This is a genomic window from Ramlibacter sp. G4-7 (assembly GCF_057784995.1).
Window position 1 is genome coordinate 125,497 of record NZ_JBYNTT010000004.1, and the last position, 14,479, is coordinate 139,975.

General features: G+C 70.5%; 14 protein-coding genes. 13 read left to right on the plus strand and 1 reads right to left on the minus strand.

The annotated features are described in order from the left end of the window. Positions 1-97: 97 nt before the first annotated feature. The 5 genes from AC3EGR_RS07260 (at position 98) to AC3EGR_RS07280 (ending at position 3,114) form a co-directional block, all read left to right on the plus strand. Positions 98-451: a YciI family protein gene (locus tag AC3EGR_RS07260; RefSeq protein ID WP_488545783.1), complete on the plus strand. Its 354-nt coding sequence runs from the start codon at positions 98-100 to the stop codon at positions 449-451. Between the two features lie 106 nt (positions 452-557). Next, the gene (locus AC3EGR_RS07265; RefSeq protein ID WP_488545784.1) at positions 558-980 is read left to right on the plus strand and encodes a YciI family protein; all 423 of its coding nucleotides are present in this window, start codon (positions 558-560) and stop codon (positions 978-980) included. Positions 981-990: 10 nt separating this feature from the next. Beyond that, a complete protein-coding gene (locus AC3EGR_RS07270) occupies positions 991-1,425 on the plus strand; it encodes an SRPBCC family protein (RefSeq protein WP_488545785.1) in 435 nt (144 codons plus the stop codon). A gap of 8 nt (positions 1,426-1,433) precedes the next feature. Then, positions 1,434-1,844, plus strand: a complete 411-nt coding sequence (locus AC3EGR_RS07275; protein ID WP_488545786.1) for a VOC family protein — start codon at positions 1,434-1,436, stop codon at positions 1,842-1,844. Positions 1,845-1,848: 4 nt separating this feature from the next. Continuing rightward, positions 1,849-3,114 carry an RNA polymerase sigma factor gene (locus tag AC3EGR_RS07280; RefSeq protein WP_488545787.1) on the plus strand — a complete coding sequence of 422 codons (1,266 nt, stop codon included), beginning with the start codon at positions 1,849-1,851 and terminating at the stop codon, positions 3,112-3,114. 28 nt (positions 3,115-3,142) lie between these two features. Here the strand turns inward: AC3EGR_RS07280 and AC3EGR_RS07285 are convergent, their stop codons facing one another. After that, entirely contained in the window at positions 3,143-3,727 is a 585-nt protein-coding gene (locus AC3EGR_RS07285) for a DUF2889 domain-containing protein (RefSeq protein ID WP_488545788.1), read from the minus strand. Between the two features lie 91 nt (positions 3,728-3,818). Between AC3EGR_RS07285 and AC3EGR_RS07290 the strand changes: the two genes are divergently transcribed. The 8 genes from AC3EGR_RS07290 (at position 3,819) to AC3EGR_RS07325 (ending at position 14,418) form a co-directional block, all read left to right on the plus strand. Further along, the gene (locus AC3EGR_RS07290) at positions 3,819-6,500 is read left to right on the plus strand and encodes an excinuclease ABC subunit UvrA (protein WP_488545789.1); all 2,682 of its coding nucleotides are present in this window, start codon (positions 3,819-3,821) and stop codon (positions 6,498-6,500) included. A gap of 137 nt (positions 6,501-6,637) precedes the next feature. Next, positions 6,638-7,228 (plus strand): TetR/AcrR family transcriptional regulator, encoded by a 591-nt coding sequence (locus AC3EGR_RS07295; protein WP_488545790.1) that lies wholly within the window; start codon positions 6,638-6,640, stop codon positions 7,226-7,228. After that, entirely contained in the window at positions 7,225-8,115 is an 891-nt protein-coding gene (locus tag AC3EGR_RS07300; RefSeq protein WP_488545791.1) for an SDR family oxidoreductase, read from the plus strand. The genes AC3EGR_RS07295 and AC3EGR_RS07300 overlap by 4 nt, the downstream gene beginning before the upstream one ends. After that, positions 8,112-9,716 (plus strand): acyl-CoA carboxylase subunit beta, encoded by a 1,605-nt coding sequence (locus tag AC3EGR_RS07305; protein WP_488545792.1) that lies wholly within the window; start codon positions 8,112-8,114, stop codon positions 9,714-9,716. Before AC3EGR_RS07300 ends, AC3EGR_RS07305 begins: the two co-directional genes overlap by 4 nt. Before the next feature lie 11 nt (positions 9,717-9,727). Then, positions 9,728-10,903 (plus strand): acyl-CoA dehydrogenase family protein, encoded by a 1,176-nt coding sequence (locus AC3EGR_RS07310; protein ID WP_488545793.1) that lies wholly within the window; start codon positions 9,728-9,730, stop codon positions 10,901-10,903. Positions 10,904-10,910: 7 nt separating this feature from the next. Beyond that, positions 10,911-12,779, plus strand: a complete 1,869-nt coding sequence (locus AC3EGR_RS07315) for an acetyl/propionyl/methylcrotonyl-CoA carboxylase subunit alpha (protein ID WP_488545962.1) — start codon at positions 10,911-10,913, stop codon at positions 12,777-12,779. Beyond that, positions 12,776-13,936: an acyl-CoA dehydrogenase family protein gene (locus tag AC3EGR_RS07320; RefSeq protein ID WP_488545794.1), complete on the plus strand. Its 1,161-nt coding sequence runs from the start codon at positions 12,776-12,778 to the stop codon at positions 13,934-13,936. The genes AC3EGR_RS07315 and AC3EGR_RS07320 overlap by 4 nt, the downstream gene beginning before the upstream one ends. Then, entirely contained in the window at positions 13,933-14,418 is a 486-nt protein-coding gene (locus AC3EGR_RS07325) for a thioesterase family protein (protein ID WP_488545795.1), read from the plus strand. The genes AC3EGR_RS07320 and AC3EGR_RS07325 overlap by 4 nt, the downstream gene beginning before the upstream one ends. Positions 14,419-14,479 lie beyond the last annotated feature (61 nt).

The following is a 14,479-nucleotide window of genomic DNA, read 5'->3' on the forward strand; positions in this document are numbered from 1 at the left end:
CGCGAAGGTGAGCGCCCGCGAACCCCACCGTCCTGCTTCCCCCTCGCGCCCACTGCGCAGGTTGTCTGCCGCATCCCCCGCCCCTATCATCCGCCGCATGGCCTACATGCTCCTCATCCAGGAAGACCCCGCCCAGCGCGGCACGCGCACGCGCGCGGAGGGCGAGGCGGTGTTCCAGCGCATGGTGGATTTCGCGGAGGACCTCAAGCGCGAGGACAAGCTGCTGGCCGTGGAATCGCTCGCGGGCCTCAAGGATGCCGCGCGCGTGCGGGTGCGCAACGGCAAGGCGCAGGTGCTCGATGGCCCCTTCGCCGAAGCCAAGGAGATGGTCGGCGGCTTCTTCCTGCTGAACTGCCGCACGCGCGACGAGGCGCTGGCGATCGCGCGGCGCTGCCCCGCCGCGGAATGGGCGACGGTGGAGGTGCGGGAAACGGCGCCTTGTTACATGTAGGGGTTTCCGCGGGCCGCCGGCCTTGTCGATTCCGCGGGCCGTGCTTCGTCGTGCAGGCAGGAGGGTGGCAAGCGCGCCGCCTCCGCCCACCCGCCAGGAGCCAACCATGCGTTTCATGATCATCGTGAAGGCCACGCCCGATTCCGAGGCCGGCCGCTTCCCGCCCAACCCGGAGCCGATCTTCCAGGCCATGGCCACCTACCACGAGGAACTCGCCCGCGCCGGCGCGCTGCTCGATGCGAGCGGGCTGCAGCCGAGCAGCAAGGGCTGGCGCGTCGCCTACGAAGACGGCAAGCGCAGGATCGTCGACGGCCCCTTCACCGAGAGCAAGGAACTGATCGCCGGCTACACGCTGATCCAGACCCGCACCCGCGACGAGGCGATCGAGTGGTCCAGGCGCTTCCCCAACCCCGTGGGCGAGGGTGCTGCCTGCCACATCGAAGTGCGCCAGCTCTACGAGATGGAGGACTTCGACGGCATCGTGCAGGACGAAACCAGGCAGCGCTTCGAGAAGATCGACATCCGCTGAGGAGGCCGCCATGAACGACGACGACCGCAGCATCGTCAGCACGCGCGTGCTGGCCTATCCGCGCGAGCAGGTGTTCCGCGCCATCGCCGAGCCGCAGCGCCTCGCGCGCTGGTGGGGCCCCGCGGGCTTTCGCAACACCTTCCACACCTTCGAGTTCCGCGAAGGCGGCGAGTGGAAGTTCACGATGCATGGGCCCGACGGCAAGGACTACCCCAACCACAGCCGCTTCGAGAAGATCACCCCGCCGGAAGTCGTGGTGCTGCATGTCAACGCGCCGCACTTCCGCCTGTTCATCTCGCTCGCCGAGCAAGGCGGCGGCACCCGGCTGCAGTGGCGCCAGGTGTTCGAGGATGCGCGCACCCGCGAGCAGCTGGCGCCCATCTGCGTGCCCGCGAACGAGCAGAATTTCGACCGGCTCGAAGCCGAGTTGTCCACCCATTCCTGAGGAAAACCATGGCCCGCAAGATCTTCGTCAACCTGCCGATCCAGGACATGGAGCGCTCCCAGGCCTTCTTCCGCGCGCTCGGCTTCGGCTTCAACCCGCAGTTCACCAACGACAAGGGCGCCTGCATGGTGATCTCCGAGGACATCTTCGCCATGCTGCTGGTGCAACCCTTCTTCCAGACCTTCACGAAGAAGCCCGTCGCCGACGCGAGGAAAGGCACGGAGGTGATCGTGTGCCTGTCCTGCGAATCGCGCGCGGAAGTGGACGACCTGGTGCGCAAGGCACTCGCCGCCGGCGGCACCGCGCCCAACGCGCCGCAGGACCACGGCTTCATGTACGGCCACGGCTTCGAGGACCCCGACGGCCACGTCTGGGAACTGGTGTGGATGGACCCGGCCGCGACGCCGCCGCAAGCCTGAGTCCATGCACTCGGCGACGCACCAGGCCATCGCGGCCGTCTGGCGCATCGAGTCGGCGCGCATCGTGGCCGTGCTGGCGCGCATGGTGCGCGACGTCGGCGTTGCCGAGGAACTGGCGCAGGACGCGCTGGTCTCCGCGCTGGAGCACTGGCCGCGCGACGGCGTGCCCGACAACCCGGCGGCCTGGCTGATGACCGCCGGCAAGCGCCGCGCGCTGGACCACCTGCGGCGCGCCAAGATGCAGGACGGCAAGCACGAGCAAATCGTGCACGACCTCGAGGCGCAGCAGGCGCTGGTCGTGCCCGATTTCGTTGACGCGCTGGACGCCGCGCGCCAGGACGAGATCGGCGACGACCTGCTGCGCCTGATCTTCACGGCCTGCCACCCGGTGCTGTCGACCGACGCACGCGTGGCGCTCACGCTCAAGCTGCTGGGCGGCCTGAGCACGCACGAGATCGCGCGCGCCTACCTCGTGCCAGAGCCGACCATCGCGCAACGCATCGTGCGCGCCAAGCGCACGCTGTCGGAGGCGAAGGTCCCTTACGAGACCCCACGCGGCGAAGAGCTGCAGGCCCGGCTCGCGTCGGTGCTGGAGGTCGTCTACCTGGTGTTCAACGAGGGCTACACCGCCACCGCCGGCAGCGACTGGATGCGGCCGGAGCTCGCGCAAGAGGCGCTGCGGCTGGGGCGCATGCTGGCGGAGATCGCGCCGGGCGAGCCGGAGGTGCACGGCCTGCTGGCGCTCATGGAGTTGCAGGCCTCGCGCATGGCGGCGCGCACGGATGCGCAAGGCCGTCCCATCCTGCTGGCGGACCAGGACCGCAGCCGCTGGGACCCGCTGCTGGTGCGGCGCGGCCTGGCGGCGCTGGAGCGGGCGGAGAAGCTCGGGGGCGAACGGGGTGTGTATGCGCTGCAGGCGGCGATCGCCGCCTGCCACGCACGGGTGTGGCGCAACGAAGACACCGACTGGAAGCGCATCGCCGCGCTGTACGCGGTGCTGGCGGAGGTGGCGCCGTCACCGGTCGTGGAGTTGAACCGCGCGGTGGCGGTGGGCATGGCCGAAGGGCCGGCGGCGGGACTGGCGATCGTCGATGCCTTGCGCGAGGAGCCGGCGCTGCGGCGCTACCAGTGGCTGCCGAGCGTGCGGGGGGACCTGCTGGCCAAGCTGGGACGCAAGGACGAGGCGCGGGCGGAGTTCCTGAAGGCGGCCGAGCTGGCGGGGAATGGAAGGGAGAGGGAGTTCCTGTTGGCGAGGGCCGGGGCGCTGTGAGCGCCGGCGAACCCACCGTCCACCGCCATCACCCTTCCTTCTTCGGCCCCCGATAGAACTGCGGCGCCAGCCGCTGCACCACCGGCCCTTCGAATGACCACGTCATGCACTGGCCCATGTAGAAGGGCGGCTTGCCGTTCGCCATGCCGGCAGTCTCGTCCTTGCGGCCGCCGTGCGTGGCGAGGTAATGCGGAATCATCTGGAAAGCTGCGGTGGCCGCGTTGAACACCAGTTCGCGCAAATGGGTGCAACCCCCCACGCCGCCGATGGCGCCCTCGATGGCCTTGCGCCAGCCCGGGCCCATGGTCAGGCCGACGAGCTTCTGCATGGGCGCGTCGGCCGGCACCAGGCATTCGTCGAACGGCGTGTGGATGGCTGCGGTCGCCACCGCACGGATGGTGAGGCTGTCGTCCACCGTCAGGCGCACCCGTAGCAGGTGCACGGGCTCGCCCGCGGGCAGCACGCCGCGTTCGCGCATCTCGATGGGGTCGGACTTCGTGTCGCTGAGCGTGCAGTCGATGTCCCAGAGGCCGTCCTCGCGCAGGAAGCCTTCGAACGTGGTCTTGCGCGTGTGGATGGGGCGGCGGGGAACGGGGGAGGGCAGGTCGCGCATGCCTGCCATCTTAGGGCGGGTGCGCTTCCTACGTACTTTTGCGAACCATCCCACGCGTGGGGCGATCCCGGACCCCTAGGGTGGCACGAGCATGGGAAAAGAACGCTGGACGCCCGCCGAAGAAGCGAACCGTGAATCTGCGGGTGCTGCGCGCGAGCGCGGCTTCGTGCGCGTGCGCGGTGCGCGGGAGCACAACCTCAAGGACGTGGACGTCGACGTGCCGCGCGATGCGCTGGTGGTTTTCACCGGCGTGTCGGGCTCCGGCAAGTCCTCGCTGGCCTTCGGCACCATCTACGCCGAGGCGCAGCGACGCTACCTGGAATCGGTCTCGCCTTATGCCCGGCGGCTGATCGACCAGGCCGGCGTGCCCGACGTGGACAGCATCGACGGGCTGCCGCCCGCCGTTGCCCTGCAGCAGCAGCGCGGCACGCCCAGCACGCGCTCTTCGGTCGGCAGCATCACCACGGTGTCCAGCCTGCTGCGCATGCTCTATTCGCGCGTCGGGCACTACCCGCCCGGGCAGCCCATGTTGTACGCGGAGGACTTCTCCCCCAACACGCCGCAGGGTGCCTGCCCGCACTGCCACGGGCAGGGCCGCGTCTACGACGCGACCGAGCACTCCATGGTGCCGGACGATGGGCTCACCATCCGCGAGGGTGCGATCGCGGCGTGGCCGCCGGCCTGGCACGGGCAGAACCTGCGCGACATCCTCGTCAGCCTCGGCCACGAGGTCGACAAGCCCTGGCGCGCCCTGCCGCGCAAGCTGCGCGACTGGATCCTGTTCACCGACGAGGCGCCGCGCGTGCCCGTGTACCCCGGCTTCACGCCGAAGGAGACGCGCGATGCGCGGCGCAGCCGGATGGAGCCGGCCTACATGGGCACGTTCACCAGCGCCCGCAACTACGTGCTGCAAACCTTCGCGACGACGCAGAGCGCGCTGATGAAGAAGCGGGTCTCGCAGTACATGGTCAGCACGCCCTGTCCCGTGTGCGCGGGCAAGCGCTTGAAGCCTGAAGCGCTCTCGGTCACCTTCGCCGGCTACGACATCGGCGCCCTGTCGCAATTGCCGATCGAGCAGGCGGCGCGCGTCCTGCGTCCCGCGGCGGAAGGCCGACTGGGCGACGTCACGCCGGCGGCGGGCGACACGCGCTCGCGCGCGGCGGGCAAGCAGGCGCGCGACCGCCGCGTCGCGGGCGGCGGCGCCTCGCACGATGCCGCGCCCGACGTGCGCCTGACCTCGCCCGTGTCGGAGGAGAAGCGCATCGCGGCGCAGCGGCTCGCGCACGACCTGCTCGCCCGCATGGACACCCTGGTGCAGCTCGGCCTGGGCTACCTGTCCCTGGCCCGCAGCACGCCGACGCTGTCGCCCGGGGAACTGCAGCGCCTGCGCCTGGCCACCCAGCTGGGTTCGCAGCTCTTCGGCGTGATCTACGTGCTGGACGAGCCCTCCGCCGGCCTGCATCCTTCCGACGCCGAGGCGTTGCTCACCGCGCTGCAGCGATTGAAAGCCAGCGGCAATTCCGTGTACGTCGTGGAGCACGACCTGTCGCTGATGCGGGCAGCCGACTGGCTGGTGGACGTGGGCCCAGCGGCCGGGGAACGCGGCGGACAGGTGCTGTACAGCGGTCCGCCGCCGGGGCTGGAACAGGTCAAGGCGTCCGAGACGCGCAAGCACCTGTTCGGCCAGGTGCCCATGCCGCGGCGCGAGCTGCGCACGCCGCGCAGCTGGCTGAAGCTCGAGGGCGTCACGCGCAACAACCTGCAGGGCCTGGATGCGAGCGTCCCCGTGGGCTGCCTGACGTCCGTGACCGGCGTGTCCGGCTCGGGCAAGTCCACGCTGGTGACGCGTGCCTTGCTGGAACTGGTGGCACAGCATCTCGGCAGCGACCTTCCCGATGGCGAGGAAGAGGCGGACGAGCTGATGGACCTGAGCGGACGCGACGGCACCTGGTCCGGCCGGCTGGCCGGGGACACCGGCGCGATCCGCCGCCTCGTGCAGGTGGACCAGAAGCCGATCGGCCGCACGCCCCGCTCCAACCTCGCGACCTACACGGGCCTGTTCGATGCCGTGCGCAAGCTGTTCGCCGCGACGCCGGCCGCGCGCAAGCGCCGCTACGACCCGGGGCGCTTTTCCTTCAACGTGGCCAAGGGGCGCTGCGAGACCTGCGAAGGCGAGGGCTTCGTGTCCGTGGAGCTGCTGTTCATGCCCAGCGTCTATGCGCCGTGCCCGGCCTGCCACGGCCGCCGCTACAACGAGCAGACGCTGGAGATCCGCTGGAACGACAAGAGCATCGCCGACGTGCTGGCGATGACGGTGGAGGAAGCGGTCGCCTTCTTCGCGCAGGAGCCCGCGGTGCTGCGGCCCCTGCAGGTGCTGCAGGACATCGGCCTGGGCTACCTGCGCCTGGGGCAGCCGGCGACGGAGCTCTCCGGCGGCGAGGCCCAGCGCATCAAGCTGGCCACCGAGTTGCAGCGCATGCACCGCGGCGACACCCTGTACGTGCTGGACGAACCCACGACGGGCCTGCACCCGTCCGACGCGGACCGGCTGATGGTGCAGCTGCAGCGCCTGGCCGACGAAGGCAACACGGTGGTGGTCGTCGAGCACGAGATGCGCGTGGTGGCGCAGAGCGACTGGGTGATCGACATGGGGCCGGGCGCGGGCGAGCAGGGTGGGCGCATCGTCGCGCAAGGCAGGCCGGAGGAGGTCGCGAAGGCGAAGGAGAGCCGGACGGGGCCGTATCTGGCGGAGAGCCTGGCGGAACAGACCTGAGGGCGCACCCCCACCCAATTTCCCCAAGCACTTGCTTGCCGTAATACGGGGCCTCTGCTACCGTGCGCGGCATGCACGCCGCCGCTGCCCGACCTTCCGCGCCGCCCAAGCGGCCGCGCGGACGGCCGCGCAAGACAGTGGACGAGCGTGACGACGGCAACCGGCGGCGCGCCTTGCTCGTCGGCGCCGCGCGCCTGTTCCGGCGCAAGGGCTTCGACGGCACCAGCACGCGGGACATCGCCGCCGCCGCCGGCATGCAGAGCGGGTCGCCCTTCTACCACTTCCGCAGCAAGCAGGCGCTCCTCTTCGCAGTCATGGAAGAGGGCATGCGACATGCGGGCGAGCGGCAGCGGCAGGCGATCGCGCAGGCGCAGATGGACAGGCTCGCCCCCGCCCAGCAGTTGCGCTTGCTGGTGCGGCACCATTTCGAGGTGCTGCTGGGCCCCGGCAGCGACTTCATTCCCGTGATGCTGTACGAGGCGCGCTCCGTGTCGCCGCGCCAGCGCACCGCGCTCGCGCAACTGCAGGGCGAGTACGAGCAGGCCTGGGTGCCGGTGCTGCAGGCCTTGCATGCGGCGGGGCGCCTGAAGGCGGACGTCAAGCTGGCCCGCCTGCTGATCTTCGGCGCGCTGAACTGGTCGGTGCAGTGGTACGACCGGCGCAAGGGCGCCACCCTGGACGAGCTCACCGACGCGGCGCTGGGCCTTTTCATCGGAGAACCACCATGAGCGGCCATTACCGTTCCGTCTTCGCGCCCGGCCTGTTCGCCGGACAGGTCATCGTCGTCACGGGCGGAGGCTCGGGCATCGGGCGCTGCACGGCGCACGAGCTTGCGGCACTGGGCGCGCACGTGGTGCTGATCGGCCGCAAGATGGACAAGCTGCACGCGGTGGCCGGCGAGATCCTGGGCGACGGCGGCCGCTGCAGCTTCCACACCTGCGACATCCGCGAGGAGGCGGCCGTGCAGGACGTGGTGCAGGCCATCGTGGTGGCGCACGGCCGCATCCACGGGCTCGTGAACAACGCGGGCGGCCAGTACATGACGCCGCTGGAAAAGATCAGCGCCAAGGGCTGGGACGCGGTGGTCGCGACCAACCTCACCGGCGGCTTCCTCATGGCGCGCGAGTGCTACGTGCAGTCGATGCAGCAGCACGGCGGCGCCATCGTGAACATCGTGGCGGACATCTGGGGCTCCATGCCGGGCATGGCGCACAGCGGCGCGGCGCGCGCGGGCATGGTGAGCTTCACGGAGACCGCAGCCCTGGAATGGGCCAAAAGCGGGGTGCGCGTGAACGCGGTGGCGCCGGGCTACATCGCTTCCAGCGGCATGGACCACTATCCGCCCGAAGCCGCGGACATGTTGCGCGAGATGCGGACTACGGTGCCGGCCGGGCGCTTCGGCACGGAAGCGGAGACCTCCGCCGGCATCGTCTTCCTGCTCTCGCCCGCGGCCGCCTTCATCAGCGGCAGCGTGCTGCGCATCGACGGGGCACGGCCGCAGGTGCGCATGGGATGGGGCCAGGCCGCCGCTCCCGCGCAGGCGCAGGAGCGCGACGCCGTCAAGCCCTTCGACGGCTTCCACCGCGCCACGGTGCCCAAGGTGTTCAGCGCATGAGTTTTTTCCAGCCGGCGTGGAACGCGCAATCGCCCGTCGCGCAGCAGCGGCGCGAGGCGATGCTGGCGCGCGTGCGCGCCTTGCGGGCACTGGAGCAGCGCGCAACCGACCGCTCCGCCGAAGCGCGCCCCGTGTTCGACAAGCGCGGGCAACTGCTGCCGCGCGAGCGCGTGGGCCTGTTGCTGGATCCAGGCGAGCCCTTCCTGCCGCTGTGCGCCCTGGCCGGCTTCCTGCAGGACAGCAAGGAGGCGGAAACGTCGGTCCCGGGCGGCGGCATGGTCGCGGGCATCGGCTTCGTGCGCGGCGTGCGCTGCATGGTGGTGGCCAGCGACTCGGGCATCGACGCGGGCGCGATCCAGCCCATGGGGCTGGACAAGATCCTGCGGCTGCAGGAGATCGCGCTGCTGCACAAGCTGCCCTTCCTGCACCTGGTGGAAAGCGCGGGTGCCAACCTGCTGCGCTACCGCGTGGAAGGCTTCGTGCAGGGCGGCGCGCTGTTTCGCAACCTCGCGCGGATGTCGGCGGCGGGCATCCCGGTGATCACCGTGCAGCATGGCTCGGGCACGGCCGGCGGCGCCTACATGCCGGGGCTGAGCGACATCGTGATCATGGTGCGCGGGCGCTCGCGCGCCTTCCTTGCCGGCCCGCCGCTGCTGAAGGCGGCGACGGGGGAGGTGGCGACCGAGGAGGAACTCGGGGGCGCGGAGATGCACACGGCAGTGTCGGGGCTGGGCGAGTACCTGGCAGAGGACGACCGGCAGGCGCTGGGCATCGCGCGGGAGGTGGTGGCCTCGCTCGGCTGGTCCCGCAAGCGGGGGAAATTGGAATCTGACCCCAATAAGGAAGATCTCCTCAGCCTCATGCCCGCCAACCTGCGCGAACCGGTCGACATGCGCGAGGTCATGGTGCGGCTGGTCGACGGCGGCCAGCTGCTGGAGTTCAAGCCGCTGTACGGCGCCGCGACCGTGTGCGCGCAAGGCAGCGTCGCCGGGCACGCCGTCGGCTTCGTGAGCAACAACGGGCCCATCGACGTGGCGGGCGCGAACAAGGCCACGCACTTCATCCAGTGGATGTGCCAGCTGGGCCACCCCATCGTCTACCTGCAGAACACGACCGGCTACATCGTGGGCAAGGACAGCGAGCAGGCCGGCATGATCAAGCACGGCAGCAAGATGATCCAGGCGGTGACGAATGCGACCGTGCCGCAGCTCACCATCCAGTGCGGCGCCTCCTTCGGCGCCGGCAACTACGGCATGTGCGGGCGCGCCTATGCGCCGCGCTTTCTTTTCAGCTGGCCCAGCGCACGCACCGCCGTGATGGGCGGCGAGCAAGCAGCGCGCACCATGCAGATCGTCACCGACGCCGCGCTCGCGCGCAAGGGCCGGCAGCCGGACGCGGCGCAGTCGCAGGCCCAGTTCGACAAGATCGTCGGCGTCTTCGAGCAGCAGGCGGACGCCTTCCATACCTCGGGCCTGCTGCTGGACGACGGCGTGATCGATCCGCGCGACACGCGCGCGGTGCTGGCGTTCTGCCTGGACACCATCGCCGAGGGCGAGGCGCGCACGCTGCGCCCCATGCAGTTCGGCGTCGCGCGCATGTGAGGAGGACAGCGATGCACTACAGCCACGAACACCTCGAGATCCAGAAGACGCTCAAGCGCTTCATCACCGAGGAGATCAATCCGCACGTCGACGCCTGGGAAGAGGCGCAGATCTTCCCGGCGCACGAGGTGTTCAAGCGCCTGGGGCAGCTCGGCCTGCTGGGGCTGACGAAGCCGGAGGAATACGGCGGTGCCGGCCTGGACTATTCGTACTCGGTGGCCATGGCGGAAGCGCTGGGCCACATCGAATGCGGCGGCGTGCCCATGGCCATCGGCGTGCAGACCGACATGGCCACGCCGGCGCTGGCGCGCTTCGGCAGCGAGGAACTCAAGCGCGAGTTCCTGGCCCCGGCGATCGCGGGCGACATGGTGGCCTGCATCGGCGTGAGCGAGCCCGCGGCGGGCAGCGACGTCTCCGGCATCAAGAGCCGCGCGCGCAAGGACGGCGACGACTACGTGATCACGGGCCAGAAGATGTGGATCACCAACAGCCTGCAGGCCGACTGGATGTGCATGCTGGTGAACACCGGTGAAGGGCCGGTGCACCGGAACAAGAGCCTGGTGATCGTGCCGATGCGCGAGAAGGGCAAGCTGCGCCCGGGCATCGAGGTCGCGCGCAAGATCCGCAAGATCGGCATGGACAGCTCGGACACCGGGCTGATCTACTTCGACGAGGTGCGGGTGCCCCAGCGCTACCGCATCGGCGCCGAGGGGCAGGGCTTCGTCTACCAGATGCAGCAGTTCCAGGAAGAGCGGCTGTGGGCGGCGGCGAGCTGCCTGGTGTCGCTGGGCAACTGCATCCAGTGGACCATCGAGTGGGCGCAGGAGCGCAAGCTGTTCGGCAGTACGCTGGCGGACCAGCAGTGGGTGCAGTTCAAGCTGGCCGAGTGCAAGACCGAGCTGGAGGCGCTGCGCGCGCTGACCTACCGCGCCTGCGACCTGTACGTGCAGGGGCAGGACGTGCTGGAGCTCGCATCGATGGCGAAACTCAAGGCGGGGCGCCTGAACCGGCTGGTGCCCGACACCTGCCTGCAGTTCTGGGGCGGGATGGGCTTCACCTGGGAGAACAAGGTCTCGCGCATGTACCGCGATGGGCGCCTGGCCTCGATCGGCGGCGGGGCCGACGAGGTGATGCTGGGGATCCTGGCCAAGATCATGGGCATCGCCAAGCGACCCAACGCCGCCTGAGATGAAGATCAAGCGGCTCCTGGTCGCCAACCGCGGCGAAATCGCCCGCCGGGTCCTCCGCACGGCGCACCGCCTCGGAATCGAGACGGTCGCCGTCTATTCGCAGGCCGATGCGCAGGCCTTGCACGTGCGCGAGGCGATGGCGTCGTCCCCCCTGGGCGGCAACGCGCCGGCGGACTCCTACCTGCGCATCGACAAGCTGGTGTCGGCGGCGCGCAGCAGCGGCGCCGACGCGGTGCATCCGGGCTATGGCTTCCTGAGCGAGAACGCCGAATTCGCGCAGGCGGTGGAGGACGCGGGGCTGACCTGGGTCGGGCCGACAGCCGGTGCGATCCGCACGCTGGGCAACAAGTCGCGCGCGCGCGAGCTGGCGCTGGCCCGCGGCATCCCCTGCCTGCCGGGCTACCAGGGCGAGGACCAGGCGGATGCGCGCCTCCTGCACGAAGCGCAGGCCATCGGCTATCCGGTGATGGTCAAAGCGGCCGCCGGTGGCGGCGGGCGCGGCATGCGGCTCGTGACCGAAGCGGCGCAGCTGCATGCCGCGCTGCACGGCGCGCGCTCCGAAGCACAGTCCGCCTTCGGCTCCGGTGAGTTGCTGCTGGAAAAGGCGCTGCTGTCGCCGCGCCACGTCGAGGTGCAGGTCTTCGCCGACATGCACGGCAACTGCATCCACCTGGGCGAGCGCGACTGCTCGGTGCAGCGCCGCCACCAGAAGATCATCGAGGAAACGCCCAGCCCCGCGGTGGACGATGCGCTGCGCGAGACCATGGGCCGGTGCGCGATCGACCTGGCGCGTGCGGCGGGTTACGTGGGCGCCGGCACCGTGGAATTCCTGGTCGACGAGGACGGGTGTTTCCACCTCATGGAGATGAACACGCGCCTGCAGGTGGAGCACCCGGTCACCGAGATGGTGACCGGCCTGGACCTGGTGGAATGGCAGCTGCGCATCGCGTGCGGCGAGCGCCTGCCGGCGCGCCAGGGCGACCTGCGCTTCCACGGCCACGCGGTCGAGGTGCGGCTGTGCGCGGAAGATGAGCACTTCACGCCGCACGCAGGCACCGTGCTGCATTTCGTTCCACCCTCCGCAGCGGAGCGTCGCGGCATGGGCCTGCGCTTCGACCACGCACTCTTTGCCGGGCTGGAAGTTTCGCCCTGGTACGACTCGCTCCTGGGCAAGCTGGTCGCGCACGCGCCTACGCGTGCCGAAGCGGTCGCGAAGCTCGCCTCCGCGCTGGACCGCCTGCAGGTGCTGGGCTTGCCGACGAACCGGCGCTTCCTGGCCGGCTGCCTGCGGCATCCCGTGTTCGCCAAGGGCGAGGCGCGCATCCCGTTCCTGGCGGAACACGGCGACTCGATCCGGCGCCTGCTGGAGCAGGAGGAGTTCGGCGTGGCCGCGGAGGCCGCATTCTCGGCAGTCCTGCCGCAGGGCGCGGCTGCTGCGCTGGCCTCGCCCTTCGACCGGCCGCTGCGCATCGCGCACCGCGGCGCCTTGTTCGACGTGCCGGTCTGCGAGGCCGATGGCATTGCCGGCGCGCAGGCGCAGGTGGCCGCCCTGGGTGACGATGGCTGGCACGTGCAGGTCGGCGCGGTCGACCTGTTCCTGCGCGACGCGTCCTTCGATGCACCCTTGCAGGAGGGTGCAGCCGCGGGCGAGGGCGAGTTGCGGGTGCCTTTCAACGGCAAGGTGGTCGCCGTGCACGCGGCCCCCGGAGATGCGGTGAGGAAAGGCGACACGCTGGTCGTGGTCGAGTCCATGAAACTGGAGCACGCCCTGGCCGCGACGCGGGACGGCGTGGTGCGCACCCTGCACGTGCAGGCCGGCCAGCAGGTCGCGCCGGCGCAGCTGCTGCTGACGCTGGCCGAGGCACAGGCGTGAATACCGAGCTGCGCGCCGACATCGCGGCGCTGGAGGACACGGTGCGACGCTTCACGCTGGAGCGCATCGCGCCGAACGTGGAGCGCTGGGAGGAAGCGGGCGAGGTGCCGCGCAGCGTGCACGGCGAGGCCGCGGCGCTCGGCTTGCTGGGGCTGGGCTACCCCGAAGCCCTGGGCGGCACGCCCGCGCCTTACGCGCTGCGCAATGCCATGGCGGTCACGATGAGCCGCCACGGCGGCAGCGGCGGCGTGATGGCGGCCCTGTTCTCGCACAACATCGGCCTGCCGCCCATCCTGCGGCACGGCAGCGACGCCCTGCAGCGCGAGGTGATCCCGCCGGTGCTGCGCGGCGAGCGCATCGCGGCGCTCGCGATCACCGAGCCGGGCGGCGGATCGGACGTGGCGGCCTTGCGCACCCGTGCGCACCGCGAGGGGGACGCCTTCGTCGTCGACGGCGAGAAGACCTTCATCACCTCGGGCCTGCGCGCCGACTGGATCACGGTGGCCGTGCGCACGGGAGATCCCGGCACGCGCGGCGCCTCCGGCATCTCCATGCTGGTGGTGCCGGGCGAGGCGCCCGGGCTGGAGCGCACCCGGCTGGCGAAGATGGGCTGGCATGCGAGCGACACCGCACATCTGCGCTTCGACGGCGTGCGCGTGCCGGCGCGCTACCTCGTGGGCGAGGAGGGCGCGGGCTTTCGCATGGTCATGAACAACTTCAACGGCGAGCGGCTCGCGATGTCCGCCATGGCGCTCGGGTTCGCGCAAGCCTGCTTCGACGAGGCGCTGGCCTGGGCGCGCGAGCGCCGCACCTTCGGCGCGCCCCTGATCGAGAAGCAGGTGATCCGCCACAAGCTGGTGGACATGCAGATGCGCATCCACTCCACGCGGGCGTGGCTGGATGCGGTCACCGTGCTCGCCGACGAGGGAAAACTGGAGTCCGAGCCCGATTGCGTGGCGCAGGTGTGCACGCTCAAGAACCACAGCACGCAGGCGATGCAGTTCTGCGCCGACGCCGCCGTGCAGGTCCTGGGCGGCATGGGCTTCATGCGCGGGACGAAGAGCGAGCGGATCTACCGCGAGGTGAAGGTGATGATGATCGGCGGCGGCGCGGAGGAGATCATGAAGGACCTCGCCGCCAGGCAGTGGGCACTATGACGCGCCAGCCCGCCAGCCCGCCGCCGCAGTTCGAGGACGAATTCGTCGCCGGGCTGCGCGCCATCTTCGAGGAGAAGATCGTCTTCAACAGCGTGCTGGGCCTGAAGATCGCAGAACTGCGGCCGGAGCGCGTGGTGGGCCGCATCGCGATGCGGCCGGAACTGGTGGGGCACTACGCCTACAACCGCCTGCACGGCGGCGTCATCAGCGCGGGGCTGGACGCGATGGGTGGGCTGGCCGTGATGGCGGCCATCGGCGCGCGGCACATGGACGAAGCCCCGGCGCAGCGGCTGCACCGCTTCGGCAAGCTGGGCACGATCGACCTGCGGGTCGACTACCTGCGCCCCGCCGTGGGGGACAGCTTCGAGCTGCGCGCGGAGGTGCTGCGCCTGGGCTCGCGCGTGGCGAGCACCCGCATGGAGTTCTTCGGGTCCGAGGGCCGCCTGCTTTCGGCGGCCGCCGGCGCGTACATCATCGCGTGAGCCTGGGAGTGCGGCTCGCGCCGGAAGTCCAGCGGGGTCGCCTCGCGCCAGGAGTTCGCTT

What these genes read in the sequence shown, in the direction of transcription:
- AC3EGR_RS07260 (WP_488545783.1), top strand. Translation starts at nt 98, where the DNA reads ATGGCCTACATGCTCCTCATCCAGGAAGACCCCGCCCAGCGCGGCACG.
- AC3EGR_RS07265 (WP_488545784.1), top strand. Translation starts at nt 558, where the DNA reads ATGCGTTTCATGATCATCGTGAAGGCCACGCCCGATTCCGAGGCCGGC.
- AC3EGR_RS07270 (WP_488545785.1), top strand. Translation starts at nt 991, where the DNA reads ATGAACGACGACGACCGCAGCATCGTCAGCACGCGCGTGCTGGCCTAT.
- AC3EGR_RS07275 (WP_488545786.1), top strand. Translation starts at nt 1,434, where the DNA reads ATGGCCCGCAAGATCTTCGTCAACCTGCCGATCCAGGACATGGAGCGC.
- AC3EGR_RS07280 (WP_488545787.1), top strand. Translation starts at nt 1,849, where the DNA reads ATGCACTCGGCGACGCACCAGGCCATCGCGGCCGTCTGGCGCATCGAG.
- AC3EGR_RS07285 (WP_488545788.1), bottom strand. Translation starts at nt 3,727, where the DNA reads ATGCGCGACCTGCCCTCCCCCGTTCCCCGCCGCCCCATCCACACGCGC.
- AC3EGR_RS07290 (WP_488545789.1), top strand. Translation starts at nt 3,819, where the DNA reads ATGGGAAAAGAACGCTGGACGCCCGCCGAAGAAGCGAACCGTGAATCT.
- AC3EGR_RS07300 (WP_488545791.1), top strand. Translation starts at nt 7,225, where the DNA reads ATGAGCGGCCATTACCGTTCCGTCTTCGCGCCCGGCCTGTTCGCCGGA.
- AC3EGR_RS07305 (WP_488545792.1), top strand. Translation starts at nt 8,112, where the DNA reads ATGAGTTTTTTCCAGCCGGCGTGGAACGCGCAATCGCCCGTCGCGCAG.
- AC3EGR_RS07310 (WP_488545793.1), top strand. Translation starts at nt 9,728, where the DNA reads ATGCACTACAGCCACGAACACCTCGAGATCCAGAAGACGCTCAAGCGC.
- AC3EGR_RS07325 (WP_488545795.1), top strand. Translation starts at nt 13,933, where the DNA reads ATGACGCGCCAGCCCGCCAGCCCGCCGCCGCAGTTCGAGGACGAATTC.